12 protein-coding genes and 1 pseudogene are annotated in these 17,075 nt (G+C 59.8%); 2 read left to right on the top strand and 11 right to left on the bottom strand.

Annotation, left to right across the window (positions count from 1 at the left end):
- Positions 1-94: 94 nt before the first annotated feature.
- The 4 genes from F8N44_RS22345 to ptsP all read right to left on the bottom strand — a co-directional run bounded on the left by F8N44_RS22345 (position 95) and on the right by ptsP (position 7,369).
- Positions 95-1,636 (bottom strand): alkaline phosphatase D family protein, encoded by a 1,542-nt coding sequence (locus F8N44_RS22345; protein ID WP_150651828.1) that lies wholly within the window; start codon positions 1,634-1,636, stop codon positions 95-97.
- Positions 1,637-1,821: 185 nt separating this feature from the next.
- Positions 1,822-3,555, bottom strand: a complete 1,734-nt coding sequence (locus tag F8N44_RS22350; RefSeq protein ID WP_150651829.1) for a PTS fructose-like transporter subunit IIB — start codon at positions 3,553-3,555, stop codon at positions 1,822-1,824.
- 11 nt (positions 3,556-3,566) lie between these two features.
- Positions 3,567-4,508, bottom strand: coding sequence for a 1-phosphofructokinase (gene pfkB, locus F8N44_RS22355; RefSeq protein WP_150651830.1), 942 nt, complete (start codon positions 4,506-4,508; stop codon positions 3,567-3,569).
- Positions 4,508-7,369, bottom strand: a complete 2,862-nt coding sequence (gene ptsP, locus F8N44_RS22360) for a phosphoenolpyruvate--protein phosphotransferase (RefSeq protein WP_150651831.1) — start codon at positions 7,367-7,369, stop codon at positions 4,508-4,510. Before ptsP ends, pfkB begins: the two co-directional genes overlap by 1 nt.
- A 308-nt stretch (positions 7,370-7,677) precedes the next feature.
- Here ptsP and cra point away from each other — a divergent pair, with 308 nt between their 5' ends.
- The gene (gene cra, locus F8N44_RS22365; RefSeq protein WP_150651832.1) at positions 7,678-8,673 is read left to right on the top strand and encodes a catabolite repressor/activator; all 996 of its coding nucleotides are present in this window, start codon (positions 7,678-7,680) and stop codon (positions 8,671-8,673) included.
- A gap of 3 nt (positions 8,674-8,676) precedes the next feature.
- Positions 8,677-9,456 (top strand): TatD family hydrolase, encoded by a 780-nt coding sequence (locus F8N44_RS22370; protein ID WP_150651833.1) that lies wholly within the window; start codon positions 8,677-8,679, stop codon positions 9,454-9,456.
- A gap of 226 nt (positions 9,457-9,682) precedes the next feature.
- Here the strand turns inward: F8N44_RS22370 and F8N44_RS22375 are convergent, their stop codons facing one another.
- From F8N44_RS22375 to F8N44_RS22400, 7 genes and pseudogenes are all read right to left on the bottom strand, one after another.
- Positions 9,683-10,144: a hypothetical protein gene (locus F8N44_RS22375; protein WP_150651834.1), complete on the bottom strand. Its 462-nt coding sequence runs from the start codon at positions 10,142-10,144 to the stop codon at positions 9,683-9,685.
- Between the two features lie 340 nt (positions 10,145-10,484).
- On the bottom strand, positions 10,485-10,874 hold the full coding sequence (locus F8N44_RS22380; RefSeq protein ID WP_150651835.1) for a hypothetical protein: 390 nt from the start codon (positions 10,872-10,874) through the stop codon (positions 10,485-10,487).
- Positions 10,875-11,120: 246 nt separating this feature from the next.
- Positions 11,121-12,050, bottom strand: coding sequence for a methyl-accepting chemotaxis protein (locus F8N44_RS32260; RefSeq protein WP_412071539.1), 930 nt, complete (start codon positions 12,048-12,050; stop codon positions 11,121-11,123).
- Positions 12,027-13,118 (bottom strand): annotated as a pseudogene (locus F8N44_RS32265) (methyl-accepting chemotaxis protein); the annotation flags it as partial. The gene F8N44_RS32260 and the pseudogene F8N44_RS32265, both read right to left, overlap by 24 nt.
- 261 nt (positions 13,119-13,379) lie before the next feature.
- Positions 13,380-14,219, bottom strand: a complete 840-nt coding sequence (ampE, locus tag F8N44_RS22390; RefSeq protein WP_150651837.1) for a regulatory signaling modulator protein AmpE — start codon at positions 14,217-14,219, stop codon at positions 13,380-13,382.
- Positions 14,216-14,776 carry a 1,6-anhydro-N-acetylmuramyl-L-alanine amidase AmpD gene (ampD, locus tag F8N44_RS22395; RefSeq protein ID WP_007915273.1) on the bottom strand — a complete coding sequence of 187 codons (561 nt, stop codon included), beginning with the start codon at positions 14,774-14,776 and terminating at the stop codon, positions 14,216-14,218. Before ampD ends, ampE begins: the two co-directional genes overlap by 4 nt.
- A gap of 64 nt (positions 14,777-14,840) precedes the next feature.
- Positions 14,841-17,021, bottom strand: a complete 2,181-nt coding sequence (locus tag F8N44_RS22400; protein WP_150651838.1) for a DUF1631 domain-containing protein — start codon at positions 17,019-17,021, stop codon at positions 14,841-14,843.
- Positions 17,022-17,075 lie beyond the last annotated feature (54 nt).

Below are 17,075 nucleotides of genomic sequence, written 5' to 3' on the forward strand. Positions count from 1 at the left end.
GGTCGATGTATGACGCAAGACAGCTCGGTCTGCCCCCTCTCCCTCCGGGAGAGGGCTGGGCGGGCGGCGTTCCGATGAGGGTTGTTTTTGATCTTTAAACGGGCTGCAATTTTTTCTCAAAAACCGCCACCCCATTCAAATCCCGCAACACCACACTCATCTCCCCGCTCCCCCCTTCAATATTCACCTCGCCAAAAAACTGAAACCCGGCAAACGGCGACGCGTTCTGCACCGGCGGCGCCTTCTCGAACACCACCTCCGGGCCAAAGGTTTTATCCAGCGGATTAGGCCCGAAACTCCCGGCATTCAGCGGCCCCGCGACAAACTCCCAGAACGGTTCGAAATCCTGAAACGCCGCGCGATCCGGGTGATAGTGATGCGCCGCGCAGTAATGCACATCCGCCGTCAGAAAGACAAAATTGCGCACCTGCTGCGCGCGCAGATAACCGAGCAATTCGGCGATTTCCACCTCGCGCCCTTGGGCCGGTCCCGGATCACCGTTAGCCACCGCTTCCCAACGCGCCACACCCGGACTGACCTCGCCATCCGGCACACCCAGACCGATCGGCATGTCGGCGGCGATGACCTTCCATTGCGCTTTGGACTTCTTCAAACCGCGTTTGAGCCAGTCCAGTTGCTCACGCCCCAGAAACGGTTTCGCCGCGCCGAGGTTGTCGTCATTGGCGCCGCGATAACTGCGCATGTCGAGCACGAACACATCGAGCATCGGCCCATAACTCAACTTGCGATAAATCCGCCCGCCGCCGTCGGCAGCCTGCAAACGCATTGGCGAATATTCCAGCCACGCCTTACGGGCGCGACCGACCAGGGTGTGGATATCTTTCTCCTGATAACGCTCGTCGAGTTGCTTGCCCGGCGACCAGTTGTTGACCACTTCATGGTCGTCCCACTGCCAGATCTGCGGCACCTCGGCGTTGAAGCGGCGGATGTTTTCGTCCATCAGGTTGTAGCGGTAGTTGCCGCGATAGTCGTCGAGGGTCTGCGCGACTTTGCTCTTGGCTTCGGTGGTGAGGTTGCGCCAGATGCGACCGTTTTCGGTGGTGAGCTGCGCGGGCACCGGGCCGTCGGCGTAGATGGTGTCGCCGCTGTGGATAAAGAAGTCCGGCAGGCGCAGACGCATGGCTTCGTAGATGCGCATGCCGCCGATGTCCGGGTTGATACCGAAGCCCTGGCCGACGGTATCGCCGCTCCAGACGAAACGAATATTGCGCCGCGCCGTCGGTGCGCTGCGCAAGTGGCCAAGCCATGGCTCGCTGGCGACGCCGCTGCGGGCGTCCTTGAAATACACGCGATAGAAAATTGCCTGATCGGCGGGCAGCCCGGTGAGTTCGACCCGGGCGGTGAAATCAGTACGCGCATCGGCCAGCGTCGATACCACTCGACGCGGATGTCGGAACTGGCTGCGGGTGTCCCACTCGACCACCATATGCGCGGGGCGATCGCTGCGGCTCCAGATCATCGCGCGGTCGCCCTGCAGGTCGCCGGACTGCACGCCATCGGTCAACTGCGGACGATCCTTGACCGAGGCAATCACCGCTGGCGCCAGCCCTGGCATCAGCAGACCGGCGCCGACAACCTGCATGACACGCCGGCGCCCGGGGTTGAAATCGCTCATGGTGTTCTCCCTGAAAAAAGGAAAACTTAAGCACGCTCACATGACCCGGAAATGACACCAGACACACCACACAACCAATATGGGAGCGAGCTTGCTCGCGAATGCGTCCTATCAGTCGAAATCTTATTCGCTGACACACCGCTTTCGCGAGCAAGCTCGCTCCCACAGGGGTTTTGTGGAGCCAGTTAAGCCTTCGCCGGTTCCAGCGCCAGCTCGACGGCTTCGGGGCGTTTGACCGTCGCATAGACCACTGCGGTCAAAAGGCTCCCCGCGACAATCGCCAGCAAATACAACAACGCATGGTTGATCGCATTCGGAATCGCCAACACAAACAAGCCACCGTGCGGCGCCATCAACTTGCAACCAAAATACATCGACAACGCACCGGTCAGCGCTCCGCCGGCAATGCTCGCCGGGATCACCCGCAACGGGTCTTTCGCAGCAAACGGAATCGCCCCTTCCGAGATAAAGCACAGACCCAACACCAGCGCTGCTTTCCCCGCCTCGCGTTCAGTCTGGGCAAACTTGCGGCGCGCAATAAACGTAGCGATACCGAGGCCAATCGGCGGCACCATCCCTGCGGCCATCGTCGCGGCCATCGGTGCATAACTCTGCGACGCCAGCAGCCCCACCGAGAATGCGTACGCGGCTTTGTTGATCGGCCCGCCGAGGTCGACGCACATCATGCCGCCGAGTAGCACACCGAGCAAAATCGCGTTGGTGGTGCCCATGCTGTCGAGGAAATGCGTGAGCGCGCCGAGCATGCCGGCGACCGGTTTGCCGACCACGTAGATCATCACCAGACCGGTAAACAGGCTGGCGAACAACGGGATGATCAGAATTGGTTTCAGCGCCTCAAGACTTTGCGGCAAGGTGACATATCGGCTGATCGCCTTCGCCGCGTAACCGGCGATAAAACCGGCGACGATGCCACCAATAAACCCGGCGCCCAGCGTGCTCGCCAGCAAGCCACCAATCATCCCCGGCGCCAGACCCGGACGGTCAGCAATCGAATAGGCGATGTAACCCGCCAGCAACGGCACCATCAACTTGAACGCGGTCTCGCCGCCGATCTGCATCAGCGCCGCCGCCAGCGTGCCTTCTTCCTTGAACGCGGTGATGCCGAACACGAACGACAAGGCAATCATCAAACCGCCGGCCACCACCATCGGCAGCATGAACGACACCCCAGTCAGCAGGTGCTTGTAAATGCCGGTTTTCTCTTGCTTGGCTGGTGCTTTGCCGTCAGCCGCCGAGCTTTCCACAGCACCTTCGGCCAAGGCTTTTTTCAGCGTGGCTTCGGACTGTTTCAAGGCAATCCCGGTACCGCAACGATAGATCTTCTTGCCAGCGAAACGCTCAGTGGCGACTTCGATATCCGCTGCTAGCAACACCACGTCTGCCTCGGCAATCGCCGCTGCGCTCAATGGGGTTTTCGCCCCCACTGAACCCTGGGTTTCGACCTGCAGTTCATAGCCCAGACGCTTGGCGGTCTGCTGCAAGGCTTCGGCCGCCATGAAGGTGTGGGCGACACCGGTCGGGCACGCGGTGATGGCGACGAGGCGTGGCACACGCGACTCATCAGCAACCGGTTCAGCCGCGCTGGCGACGTAAACCTCAGCCTCTTCAGCACCACGACGCAGCACCGCTTCAACATCCTGCAGCGCCTGCGCCGGGGCGATCTGGAAAACCCGTTTACCGACAAAACGCGTCATGTCGACCGCGCCTGTCGCGACCAGCAAAACCCACTCGGCCGCTGCAATGGTTGCCGCCGACAACTCGCGTTCCGGGTGCGCCGCATCGACCACTTCAACGCTGGTGCTCCAGCCCTGACGCTGCGCCGCCGCATCGAGCAAACGCGCGCACAGCACACTGGTGACCATGCCGTTCGGGCAAGCCGTAACAATGGCTAATTTCATGACAAACCCTCTTATTGTTCTGTCAGGGGACGCACGCGCACGCCCTGTTCGAGCTGCGCCAGTTGCACAGCGTCGTTGATGCCGAAACCGATCTGGGTCACCGCCATCGCAGCTATCGCGGTGGCAGTGCGCAGGGTTTGTTCAGGCGTATCGGCGCTGAGCAAACCGTGGAGCATGCCGGCCAGCAACGAATCGCCGGCACCGACCGTGCTGGCAACGCTGACCTTCGGCGGCGTTGCGTGCAGTGCCGAACCGACGCTGAACCAGTTCACGCCATCAGCACCGTGAGAAATCACCACGTGCTCGATGCCTTGCGCATGCAAGCGCGTCGCTGCCTGAGCTTCTGCCGCGTGAGAAACCACCGCGCAACCGAGTGCATCGGCGAGTTCTTCTGTGTTCGGTTTGATCAGCCATGGACTGGCCTGCAACGCCGCACGCAAGGCTTCGCCGCTGGAGTCGAGGGCGACTTTCAAACCGAGCTGGTTGAGCCGTTCGATCAGTTCACGCAACCACTGCGCGGTCACGCCACGCGGCAAACTGCCGGCAACCACCACCGCATCGTGACCCGGTGCAATCTGCACCAGGCGATCCAGCAACGCCTGCTGCGCGGCGGCATCGACCACCGGCCCCGGGCCGTTGATGTCGGTGATGCGGCCACTCTGCTCCGCCACTTTGATATTGCTGCGCGTCTCGCCCGGCACGCGGATAAACGCGTCGACAAAACCGCGCTTGGCGAACAGGGTTTCAAACGCTTGCAGATTGTCTTCGCCGAGAAACCCGCTGACCGTCAGTTGATGGCCAAGGTCGGCGAGCACCTGCGCGACGTTCACGCCTTTGCCGGCGGCGTGGGTGTGCATCTCGTCGCTGCGATTGACCTGACCGGCCTCCAGCCGTGGCAGTTCGACGGTGAGGTCGAGCGCCGGGTTGAGGGTCAGGGTAAGAATCTTGGCCATTACAGGGCCTCCACTAATGCGCGCACTTCGTTGGCGCTGCCCACGGCCAGGGCCTGTTGAGCAAGGGTTTGCGCCTGGGTCAGGCTGAGTTCGCGGATGCGCGCTTTCACTTCGGCAATGCTGCGCCCGGAGACGCTGAGTTCATCGACACCGAGGCCAACCAGCACCGGCACCGCCAGCGGGTCAGCCGCCAGTTCGCCACAGACGCCGACCCATTTGCCATGGGCATGGGCCGCGCGCACGGTGATGTCGATCAGTTGCAGCACCGCCGGGTGCAAGCCGTCAGCCTGCGCCGACAGCGTCGGGTGACCACGGTCGATGGCCAGGGTGTATTGCGTCAGGTCGTTGGTGCCGACGCTGAAAAAGTCGACTTCCTTGGCCAGCACCGGCGCAAGCAAAGCGGCGGACGGCACTTCAATCATGATCCCCAGTTGCAGATCGGCGACCGGAATTTCCACGCGCAGACGCTCGGTCATATCTCGCGCCTGACGCCACTCTTCGACGCTGCCAACCATCGGGAACATGATCCGCAACGGACGGTTGTCCGCCGAACGCAGCAAGGCGCGCAATTGCGCTTCCATGATCTGCGGACGCTGCAAGGTCAGGCGAATGCCGCGCACGCCGAGGAACGGATTTTCTTCCTTGGCGATCGGCCAATACGGCAGCGGTTTGTCGCCGCCGACATCCAGCGTGCGCACCACCAGCGGTCGACCGGCTAGACCATCAAGAACTCGGCGGTATTCGGCTTCTTGCGTGGCCTCGTCCGGCGCTTGCGGATGGGCCATGAAAATCAGTTCGGTGCGCAGCAGACCGATGCCTTCGGCGCCCTGCTCCACCGCGCTGATCACACCGGCGCTTTCGCCGATGTTGGCGAACACTTCAACGGCGTGACCGTCGGTAGTGTGTGCCGGTTGGTGGCGTTGTTCGGCGGCAATCTTCAGGCGTTGCTCGCGAGTGTCGCGTTCTTCGGCGGCGCGTTGCAGGGTCGCGGCATCGGCGTCGACATGCAGGCGACCGCGTTGGCCATCGAGCAGCAACGGCGTGCCCGGCGCCAGCAACAATACCGCTGCGCCAGCACCGACCAGCGCCGGAATCCCGAGCGCTCGCGCGACGATTGCACTGTGCGCGGTGGCGCCGCCGCGTGCGGTGAGAATCCCCGCCACACGCGCCGGATCCAGCCGCGCGACGTCGGAAGGACCGACTTCGTCCATCACCAGAATGTACGGCTGCTCAGGTTCGCTCGCGGTCTGCACGCCACACAGTTGCGCCAGCACGCGGCGGCCGATGTCGCGCAGATCCGCCGCACGCTCGGCGAGCAACGCGTCTTGCAACGATTCCTGTTGTTTGGCCGCTGCTTCGATCACCGCCATCCACGCCGCTTCGGCGCTTTCGCCTTGCTTGAGGCGGGTGTCAACTTCATCGGTGAGTTCCGGGTCGTCGAGCATTTCCTGGTGGGTAATGAAGATCTCGCGGATGGCTTTGGCTTTGCTGCGTTCGATCAGACCTTGAATGTCGCTGCGCACATCGCTGAGGGCTTGCTTGAGACGGTCGCGCTCGACCGCGGCGGACTCACCACGCAGTGGATAATCGATGACTTGTTGCACCTGAATATGCGCAGGCCCGATGGCAATCCCCGGCGCTGCCGGGATCGCTTGCACCTGAGCACCGGACGCCGGAGCGATCAGCACTTCGGCGATGTCGGCGATAACTTCGCGCTGCTGGCTTACGGCCGGCAGCGGCTCCACTTCTTCGCCAAGGCCTTCTTCGATAGCCGCCAAGAGTGCCGGCAAGGCATCAGCGGCGATGCTCGGCTCGGCGATCAACTCCAGCACCTGACCACGACGGGCACCGAGGCTGAGCAGTTTGCTCAAACTCTTCACCGACACGGCGCTGTCCTGACCATCGACAATGCGCACGCGAATCTCGCCGTCAAAACTCTTCGCCAACTGCGCGAGGATCTTCGCCGGGCGCGCGTGCAAACCGTGGGCATTGGCCAGGGCAATGCGTGCGCTCGGCCAATCGGCGGGCAATTCACCGCCTAGCACTTCGAGAACTTTGCGGCTGCTGGTGGCGCGCCCCAACTCGTGGCCGCGCCCTTCGATGAGCAACGCACAAAGGCGTTCAAGCAGCGCCTGATGCGCTTCGCCGAGGCTGGCCAGACAGAACAGTCCGCTGAGCGGCTGGCCGAGGTAACGCATCGGTTTATCCGGCGTGACAAACGCCAATCCCGGACGCTTCACGGTTTGCTCGCTATGCAACCACCACAAACCATCACCCAGCGGCAGCGCTTCGACCTGCTGCAACACGCCGGCAAAACCGTTACTCACACAATCGGCCTGACGCAACAGACGTGCACCGCGCCAGACCAATTCTTCGAAATCGTCGGCCGAGACACCGAGGCCGATCATCTGCGCATCCAGCGCCAGCTCTTGCGGCGCGCCTTGCAGCAATTTCAGCAGCGCCTCAGGTGAACTGGCGCGACGCAGGGCCTGACCCAGATCGGTCTCGCCGAGGGCACGGGTAAGCAGTTGCAGCAGGCGCAGGTGTTCGTCGGATTTGGCGGCGATGCCAATCGCCAGATAAACGATCTGGCCATCGCCCCAATCCACGCCTTCCGGGAACTGCATCAGGCGCACGCCAGTGGCGAATACCTGATCGCGGGTTTCCGGCGTTCCGTGGGGAATGGCAATACCTTGACCGAGAAAGGTCGAGCCCTGGGCTTCCCGTGCCTGCAATCCAGCGAGGTAACCGTCGGCAACCAGACCATCGGCCACCAGGTGATTGGCGAGCAGTTGCAGGGCAGCGGGTTTATCCACAGCCGATTGGCCCATGGATATCTGCTCTATAGTGAGCTCGAGCATGCGATCTCCTTTTTGGCGCTTCATGAGTGCCAGGTATTGTTTTGGATGGTTTGCAGCTTAGGCGCTTTACCGCTTTGCTTTTCAGCGGCAGTTTTGGCGGTTTCACGGCAGAACCGGCCAAAGACGTCTAAAACGTAGAAAATACGCTTGCTGAAACGTTTAATCTAGATTGATCGGCACGTTACTCGATAATGTCCCATCCTTGAAGTCCAACTTGTCGGATGCGCTGCGACAATAGTCGCCTGCCCTAATCGGGTAGGATTGGCGAAAATGTCGCGGCAAGCTCGAATAAACAAGGAAATCCCGGGTTGAAACTCAGTGATATCGCGCGGTTGGCCGGAGTGTCCGTGACCACCGCCAGCTACGTCATCAACGGCAAGGCCGAACAGCAACGCATCAGCAACGCCACTGTCGAGCGGGTGCGGGCGGTGGTCGATCTGCACGGCTTCACGCCAAACCCTCAAGCGGCCGGGCTGCGCAGTCGGCATACGCGCACGCTGGGCTTTATTCTGCCGGATCTGGAAAACCCCAGTTACGCGCGGATCGCCAAACTGCTCGAGCAAGGTGCGCGAGCGCGTGGCTATCAGTTACTGATCGCCAGTTCCGACGACGCACCGGACAGCGAGCGACAGTTGCTGCAACTGTTCCGTGCGCGCCGTTGCGATGCGCTGATCGTCGCCAGTTGCCTGCCGGCCGGCGATGACAGCTATCGGCAGTTGCAGGCCAAAGGTCTGCCGATCATCGCCATCGACCGCGTCATGGAGCCGGAACATTTCTGCTCGGTGATCAGTGACGACCGCGAAGCCAGCCTGCACCTGACCCAGAGCCTGCTCGATCCGCAACCGAAGCAGATTGTGCTGCTCGGCGCGCGCCCGGAACTGAGCATCAGCCAGGAACGTGCCGCCGGTTTCAAAGAGGCGTTGGTCGACTTCAAAGGCGAAGTGCTGGTCGAACATGCCGAATCCTTCAGCCGTGAGTGCGGCAAGCAACTGATGGAAGAACTCCTGCAACGTCTGGGGCATTTGCCCGATGCGTTGGTGACTACGTCCTACGTGCTGCTACAGGGTGTGTTCGATGCGTTGCATGACTTCCCGTTGAAATCGCGCCCACTGCGCCTCGGCACCTTCGGCGATACGCAGTTGCTGGATTTCCTGCCGCTGCCGGTCAACGCCATGGCCCAGCAACACCAGTTGATCGCCGACAAGGCGCTGGAACTGGCGCTGGCCGCTGTCGAGCAGTCGGAGTACAAGCCTGGCGTGCAGGCCATCGCGCGGACCTTCAAGCAGCGCATTCACCAGGACTGAGCCGTGGAGCTGATCGACAGCCACACCCACCTCGATTTCCCCGACTTCGACGCCGATCGCGCGGCGTTGCTCGCCGAGTGCCGCGCCCTCGGAGTGCGGCGGATGGTGGTGTTGGGGGTTTATGAGGGTAACTGGCAACGGGTGTGGGATCTGGTGCAGAGCGATGCGGATTTGTACGCAGCGTTTGGTCTGCACCCGGTGTATCTCGATCAGCATCGTCCCGAAGATTTGTCGGCGCTTGGTGATTGGCTGACTCGATTACGCGGTCATCGGCAGTTGTGTGCGGTGGGCGAGATCGGCCTGGATTACTTCATCGAAACGCTGGATCGCGAGCGGCAACAGGCGCTGTTCGAAGCGCAGCTGCAATTGGCCGCTGACTTCGAATTACCAGCGCTGATCCATGTGCGGCGCAGCCACGCTGCGGTGATCGCGACGCTCAAACGCTTCAAACTCAAACGCGCGGGGATCATCCACGCCTTTGCCGGCAGCCGTGAAGAAGCGCGGGAATACATCAAACTCGGTTTCAAACTCGGTCTGGGCGGCGCACCGACCTGGCCGCAGGCGTTGCGCATGCATCGGGTGATTGCGCAATTGCCGCTGGAGTCGATCGTGCTGGAAACCGATTCGCCGGACATGGCACCCGCGATGTTTCCCGGTCAGCGCAACAGCCCGGCGCATTTGCCGGCGATTTGTGAGGTGCTGGCCGAGTTGATGAGCATCACAACCCAGCAATTGGCCAGACAAAGTACCGCTAATATCGAGGAATTATTTGATTGGCATTAGACCATACCGGGTTCAGCTCTTGTAAACGCGAATAGCCTTGAATACCCCAACCACTAACCTTAAAAGGCCCGCGACTCTAACAAAAACTTTATAAAAATAAAAAACAAAACGAACGACTGCTTCGACACCACAAACCCAACAACAGCCGCTCGCAAACCTGACTGCTTCCTTACATGTCGAGCAAGACAATCAGACTTCGACTTACCCCTCACACAGTATATTGCTGTCAAGGGTACGTATAATAAATGGAGTTTTCTCCACTCACATCTTCGAAGGGAAGGTCAAAAACGAATCTGACATAAACGCGGGCTCGTCTATTTGCCCCTATATAACCTCCGACGCGCCAAGGATTCCATTGATTGTCTTGGCGCATGCTGTCTGGAGAGTCGATTCCCCACCACTGGTTTGAATCAAAACTGAAATGGATGTTCGCCCTATGCCGGCTAAAACCGTCTGGATCATTAATGGTGTAGTGGGACGCATAGCAATAAAATAAACCGCCGTCATTACCCCACCAGTAAGTATATTTAATTTGCCCACGATAGACTCTATTATCCGCAATCAAAATCCCCTCGTATGTTTTTGCACCTTTGGATAACTTATCAATCTCCTCGCTTGTGAGAATATTTTTCTCAGTGACGTTCTCGATATTTTTTGTAGAGCCAGGAGTAGCATCTTTATCTTTCATGATCGCTCCATGGATCGGGATCAACAATAGTCAAAATATAAGTGCAGCCTTTGTTAGGCCAACATTAGTAAATCTGACTATTTCATCATGCTCTACTGTCAAACCTGACAGTCCCGACAAACGGCTATCGCTGATCTTGCGGTGTTTTTTATACCTGATCACATAGCGTTCAACTGTTCCCGTTGCCAATTATTTCCTGCCGATAACATTCACTCAGCCCACCGATAGCGTTGAGGTGGCCGCAGGCGTTACGCATGCATCGAGTGATTGCTCTTTTGATCCTGGCTTGAAGAAAAGATCAACAGATCGCAGCCTCTTTTCACTCGACAGCGCCTACAAATCAGTGGGCGTGCGCCTTGGCGGCCTCCAGAACCAGCGTCAGATGCTGACGCTGGCGCGCGTAACGGACGACCACGAAGTACACAAAGATCGTGATCAGTGACGCGTTCAGTTGCTCAGTGACGCTAAGCAATCCCACCCATTCCATCACCAACGCCACCAGCAGCGCGGTGCAGACTGTTACTGAAGCGCTGAAACGCAGCAGCGCCAGTGAATCGAGGGACTTGAAGCGTTTGATCTGTTGCGGGCAACGCAATTCCAGCGTTTGCTGGCAATGCTCGCAAGTGAACGGTTCATTGATCGAGATGGCATTGAGTTGCCACGGTTTGAGCAGCAGCGTGGTCTGGCAATGAGCACAACGGCCTTGTACTCCCAGAGTTGCGGCAGACATGAGCGGCCTCCTCTACGCGAACGATTGAGTATGGATACTGGTTCATTGCTTGGGAAATGCCAGAGTCTGCAGAGAAACAGGATTGGGCTTACGGACCGAAGTGAAAAAGTACTACAAAAGGTTCTGATAAAACCCAGAACCCGGTGGGAGCGAGCCTGCTCGCGAAAGCGGTGTGTCAGGTGACAGAGATGTCACTGACAGATTGCATTCGCGAGCAGGCTCGCTCCCACAGGTTTCGTGCGTGCCTCAGACGCGGAAGGCGCTTATCAGCTGTTTGAGTTCTACCACCTGGGCCGACAACGCCCGGCTGGCATCTTCGGTCTGGTGCGCACCCTGCGCCGTGCGCTCGCCGGCGCGGTTGATCTCGACGATGTTCTGGTCAATGTCGTGGGCCACCGCCGTTTGCTGCTCAACCGCAGCGGCAATCTGCTGGTTCTGATCGACGATCATGCCGACCGCGCCGAGGATGTTTTCCAGCGCCTGCTGAACCTTTTCCGACTGACCGACCGTGCCGTTGGCCATCTGATGGCTGACGCCCATGGCCTTCACCGCTGCCCCGACGCCGCCGTGCAGCTTGGCGATCATCTGTTCGATTTCCTCGGTCGATTGCTGAGTGCGTTTGGCCAAGGTACGCACTTCGTCTGCGACCACGGCAAAGCCGCGGCCCTGCTCGCCAGCGCGGGCTGCTTCGATCGCGGCGTTGAGCGCCAGCAGGTTGGTTTGTTCAGCAATGCTCTTGATTACTTCCAGTACACGACTGATCGCCTGGCTGTCACTGGCCAACTGGTTGATCACCAGCACCGACTGATCGATTTCGCTGGCCAGCGCGGCGATGCTGCCCTGTTGCGACTCGACCAGGCTACGACCACTGATGGTCTCGTCATTCACGCTGTGGGCACTGCTCACCGCTGCAGCGGCACTGCGCGCCACTTCCAGAGAGGTCGCCGACATCTGGTTCATTGCCGTCGCCACTTGCTCGATCTGCGTGCGTTGCCCGGCGACCGCCTGATTACTCTGCGCGGAGACATTTTCAACCTGCCCGGCCTGGCGCTCGACCTCGCCGACGGTCTGACCCACTCGCTCGATCAAGTCGTGAATCTTCCTCACCGTGCCATTGAACACCTCGCCCAACTCACCCAATTCATCGCGACTGCTGGCCTTGAAGTTGACGGTCATGTCGCCGGCCGCGACCTTGTCCATCATCGCGCCCAAGCGTTTCAGCGTGGTGCGGGTCGAGGCGTAGAAACCACCGTAGAGATAGAAAATCAGCACAAACACCACCGACAGCGCCACCGCCTGCAAGACCATGTGTGTGCGGTTTTGCGCCAGACGCTGCTGCAATTGAGTGTCGAGGAATTTCAACGTGGCTTCGTTGAGCTGGTAAGTCCGATCGATCAGCCCGGTGACCTGATCGTAAAACGCCTGCCACGGCGCATCGAGGGTATCGGCCATGACGACCTGCTCTTCGAACAGTTCGCTGGCCTGTTTCAGCGAGGCCTTGCTGCTGTCGGCCGCCGCGCTGAGGTTTTCCCGCGCGGCTTTGCTGGAGCCGAGGGCGTCCTGCAGCTTCAGGCCGTATTCGGCCTGGAGTTTTTCGATCTGCACCATCAGCTCATCGAAACGGGTGCTCGAAGAACTGTTGAGAAACCCCTGGCCCAACGAATACGAACCCATGGCCCGGCCTTCGCCGAGGGTTTGCGTGACGGTCGGCGTGATCAGGGTGACCAGTTCGCTGAGCTGACGGATGTCGCTCTGGTTGTCGCGGCTCAGCCCGGCCTGACTGGTGATGATCTGGCTGAAAATCTGCGCACTGGCCAGCAGTTTGCCGATCAACGCGCTTTTGCTCTGCAGCGAGTTTTCCACTTGCTGGGCCTTGAACGCGGCGATCATTTCATCACGCTTGTCGTCGAATACTTTGATCTGCTCGGGATCGTCGGTCATCGCCGTCAGCCCTTGCAGGCGCGCCAACACCGCTTGTTCGAGCGTGGTGATCTGCGCCTCGACATTTCCGGCCTTGCCCGACTGACCGAGGGTGACGTTGATCTGCACAAGATTGTTGAGGGTTTCCAGATCCCGGCGCAGGGCGAGGCTGCTGCCCAGCAGATCAAGGCTTTGCAGCTCAACCCGGGTGCCCTGGAATTCGCGATAGGAATCGCGCACCAGATAGAAATTGGTCACCAGCATCGGCACCAGGAACAGCACGCTGATCAGGCTGAACTTCATGCCGAAGCTCAGACGGTTCATCAGCGAGACGGCGGGATAGAGCAAGCTCTTCACTGGAAGTCTCCCTTGGTTTTTCTTGTTTTTATTGGCAGGCGCGGGGCGACAGCAGATAGCCACTATCGAGCGCCATCTCTGTATAGCTCAAATCGGAGGGAGGTTTTGTAACTTAAGGTTAACGACAAAAAGATCGCAGACTGCGGCAGCTCCCACAGGAAACACACAATCCCTGTGTAGGAGCTGCCGCAGGCTGCGATCTTTTGATCTTTCTTTAAATCAGTGAAATCAGTGGATCAGGACTGTCCACAAGGCAAACCCGGCATACCACAGCACCGCCGCACGTAGCAGCAGTTCCCACAGGCAATCGAGAGTGTTGATGCCTTCCGGCCCGACCACTGGAGGTGGAATCTCGCCCGCCGCCAAACCGACCCGATTGATCAGTTGCGCCGCGCTGATGTTCCAGTTGAGCAGTTCATGCAGCATCACCCGGCTGACCGCGACAAAATTGCCGACCAGCGCCAGACTCGCCGCCAGCAGACGCACTGGCACCCAGTCAAAGGCATGCCGCAGTTGCGCCGCGCGCTCGACCAGTGCCGGGTTCTGCCCGTGTTCTTGCGCCAGTGCCAACAAGCGATACGCCAACGCCGCCACCGGGCCGAGCACGAAATACCAGAAGATCACCGCAAAAAAGCTCTGGTAGGCCTGCCACAACAAATGCCCCTGCACACGTTCGAGCAACTGCTCGCCGCTGTCGGCGCAAATATCCAGATCGCGCTTGGCCACATGCGCCGCCGCTTGCAGATCCTCACGGCGCCAGGCATCGCGAAACGGCCCGAGACCGCCGAGCAAGTCGCCGCGCCCCAGACTGTAAATCACCACCAGCAAATGCACCGGCAACGCCAGCAAGCCGTAAGCCACCGGCTCCAGCACCACCAGCAACAGCGCCAGCAGGGCCACCGGAAACAGCACCATAATGCTCAGCACCAGCCACGGCTGTTTGGCCAGCCGCTCGCTGCTTTCGAGTTTGTTCAGTTCGCGGATCCATCCGCCATCGCGTTGAACCCGATGACGCAGGGCCGAAAACTTCTCGATCCACAGCGCCAGCAGTAACACCAGAAAACTCATTGTCCTTCCTCTTGTGCCAGGGCTGCGCGGTAACGCGCCCAGTCGAATGCCGGGCCAGGATCGGTCTTACGCCCGGGTGCTATGTCGCTGTGCCCGCAAATGCGCGCGCCGGTGATGGCCGGAAATGCGCTTTGCAACTGCCGGGTCAACGCCGTCAACGCCTGATACTGCGCGTCGGTGAACGGCAGATCATCGGTGCCTTCGAGCTCGATGCCCACGGAAAAATCGTTACAGGTTTCGCGCCCTTCGAACACCGATACACCCGCATGCCACGCCCGCTCAAGACAGGAGACAAACTGGGTGACCTTGCCGTCACGTTCAATCAGAAAATGCGCCGAAACGCGCAAGTCGGCGATCCCTGCAAAGTAGGGGTGTTCGGTGACATCCAGACGATTCTGGAAAAACTCCTGCACCTTGCCCGTGGCGAACTGCGCCGGCGGCAGGCTGATGTTGTGGATGACCAACAGGGAAATTTCGCCCGCAGGGCGTTCATTGAAGTTGGGCGATGGGCAGACCTGCACCCCGTGACACCACCCGCTAGCGGGATCCAACTGCATACCGATTCCTTCAACGCCGACTGTGTTGGCGCCCAGTATGCCGTGATCGGCCCCCGGCGCGCGATCACTTGCCGCGATTGAGTCGCCGCAGATTGCCCAGTACCGACTCCAGCGCCCGATCAAACAGCAAGGTGTCATCCAGTGCGCGTACCGCACCACGCTGGAATTCCTCGGCCAGCGCAAGGCGACTGCGCTCCAGTACCTTCATGCCGGTGCGATCGACAAACACATATTTGCCGGTGGCTTCGATGATGGCCGCGAGTTTGCAACGCAGACTGTGTTCGTCGTCCTCCTGAAACGCCACCCAACTGCCCAGACGCAGTTGCTCGACCTGGCGCAAACCGACGGCATCGTGGGACAAACGTGCCGATGACAGCGCCATGCTGCTGTCGTCGGCAGTTTGCAGCACGATCTGTTGCGAGACCTCAATCATCGACGCGGCCGGTTCTGCCTCGACGGAGCGCTCCAGCACCTGCACATGCAGGGCTTCAAGTTCGCTGAAAAATTCGCTGGTGGCGAACGGGTCGAACGCCGAACGGGTCAGGCCATCACGCAGCGACTTGAGCAACCCCGGTACCAGCGCCAGCAAGCGCAGACTGGATTCAGCGTCTTCGTGACGCTGCACACTCCAGATCAATTGCTCCATGGTGTGCACATCGGCCTGCCATTCGGCTGACTGATCGCCATGCTTGAGGCAAGTCAGCAGCAGTACCTTGCTCCAGGCATCCTGTACGAAGGTGACCACGGAAGGCGGCAACGTCTTGCCCAGCAATGCCTGATTCAAAGCCCGTTCGACCCGGCGCCGGGCCAGTTCGGTTTTTGCTCGCCCCTCTTCGGCGTCACGCAGACGCTGTTCAAGCAGCTCGCTGCGACGGCGTTCGTCGCTGGTGAACGCGAGGAAATCGGCGAGCAATTCGGAAAAAATCGCTGGATCATCAACAAAGTCAGTCAACAGGCGCTGCACCACTTGCTCGATACGCAGGTACAAACTGTCACGCGCGTCACCGTCACAATCGCCCCAGCCCATGGCCGCCTCGGCGATTTCATTGAGCAGGCGCCGCGCCGGATGCGTGCTGCGGCTGAAGAAACTCTTGTCGAGCACCGCGACCTTGAGCATTGGGATCTGTAACCGGGCGATCAGGGCCTTGAGCGAATCCGGGACATTGCGGTCTTCAAGAATGCAGTCGAAGACCATGGCGATCAGATTGATCACGTCTTCGTCCGCATCGCCTACGATCCGCGATTTGCCACTTCTGACGCTGACCCGAGTCAGCAGTTGTTCGAGCTGATTGCGTAGATCGAAATCATCCTGTGCCGCCAACTCGGGCACGTATTGCTGCAAATGCGAGAGCAGGCGCAGCAGATCGCGGGTGGAAATCGGTTGCACCGCAAAGCTGGACTCCAGCGTCGGTGCGACAGTGCCACGTACATGCGAAAGCAATTCTTGCAACGCGGCGAAGACCTCTTGCACGCTTTCATCGACAGGCGGCAGATCGTCGCTTTCACCGCTTTCCACATGCGCGATCGCCCGATCAATGGCGCGGCGTGCAGGGGCTGGCTTCAAGTCCGGCAACACACCGGTGGCGAGCAGCAATTGATTGGCTTCAGCGTAAAGCTGTTCGATGTCGGCCAGGACATAGCGCTCGAACAGTTTGAGCAGGATCAGTTTGACCTTGATCTCCACACCCAGATTACGCCCGGCTTGAAGGAAAAACTCGCAGAGCAGCGCCGGGCCGAGCGGGTTGTGCTGATCATCGAGGGTCTTGCCGAGCAGCGCGTTAAGCCGTGCGGTCAGTTGATCGAGGGCGAAACCGTCGCGCTTGAGCACACGACCGACCATGGTCTCGACCGCCACGCTGCGTTCCATATCGTCGTTGCGGGGGGCCAGCTCGTCGTATATCAGCGCGTGCGGCAGCGTGTTGTGCGCAGGATCGTATTGGGTCAGGCCGACGAAGGCTTCGAAGAATTGCTCGAGAAAACCGCGTTCGATGTTTTTGCGCTTCAGGCGCAGGTCGCGCATGGCTTCGAAAAAGATGTTCTGTTCGACGTCGTTGCGCGCCCGGTCGGCCATTTCGAACAGCGTGTCGTCGGCGTTATCGAACAGCTCCTGCAAACCGTGGCGCAGTTGCTGGGCTGCCTTGTCGCGAACCTGAAGCAGAATCACAGGCAGGCGGGCGAGCGGCGAGTGATTCGCCTGATCGGCAGTGCCTTTGTGCAAAGGCACCACTTTCCCGTCGTTGTGCATCCAAGCCTCCTGAAACGGTGTTCGGTCACTTTCAACATAAGCCTCCTGTGGGAG

Origin of the sequence: Pseudomonas fluorescens (genome assembly GCF_902497745.1) — a bacterium.
GTDB classification, from domain to species: Bacteria; Pseudomonadota; Gammaproteobacteria; order Pseudomonadales; family Pseudomonadaceae; genus Aquipseudomonas; species Aquipseudomonas fluorescens_BM.

Coding starts and splice junctions, on each gene's coding strand:
- F8N44_RS22345 (WP_150651828.1), bottom strand. CDS start 1,636: ATGAGCGATTTCAACCCCGGGCGCCGGCGTGTCATGCAGGTTGTCGGC.
- F8N44_RS22350 (WP_150651829.1), bottom strand. CDS start 3,555: ATGAAATTAGCCATTGTTACGGCTTGCCCGAACGGCATGGTCACCAGT.
- pfkB (WP_150651830.1), bottom strand. CDS start 4,508: ATGGCCAAGATTCTTACCCTGACCCTCAACCCGGCGCTCGACCTCACC.
- ptsP (WP_150651831.1), bottom strand. CDS start 7,369: ATGCTCGAGCTCACTATAGAGCAGATATCCATGGGCCAATCGGCTGTG.
- F8N44_RS22375 (WP_150651834.1), bottom strand. CDS start 10,144: ATGAAAGATAAAGATGCTACTCCTGGCTCTACAAAAAATATCGAGAAC.
- F8N44_RS22380 (WP_150651835.1), bottom strand. CDS start 10,874: ATGTCTGCCGCAACTCTGGGAGTACAAGGCCGTTGTGCTCATTGCCAG.
- F8N44_RS32260 (WP_412071539.1), bottom strand. CDS start 12,050: ATGACCGTCAACTTCAAGGCCAGCAGTCGCGATGAATTGGGTGAGTTG.
- ampE (WP_150651837.1), bottom strand. CDS start 14,219: ATGAGTTTTCTGGTGTTACTGCTGGCGCTGTGGATCGAGAAGTTTTCG.
- ampD (WP_007915273.1), bottom strand. CDS start 14,776: ATGCAGTTGGATCCCGCTAGCGGGTGGTGTCACGGGGTGCAGGTCTGC.
- F8N44_RS22400 (WP_150651838.1), bottom strand. CDS start 17,021: ATGCACAACGACGGGAAAGTGGTGCCTTTGCACAAAGGCACTGCCGAT.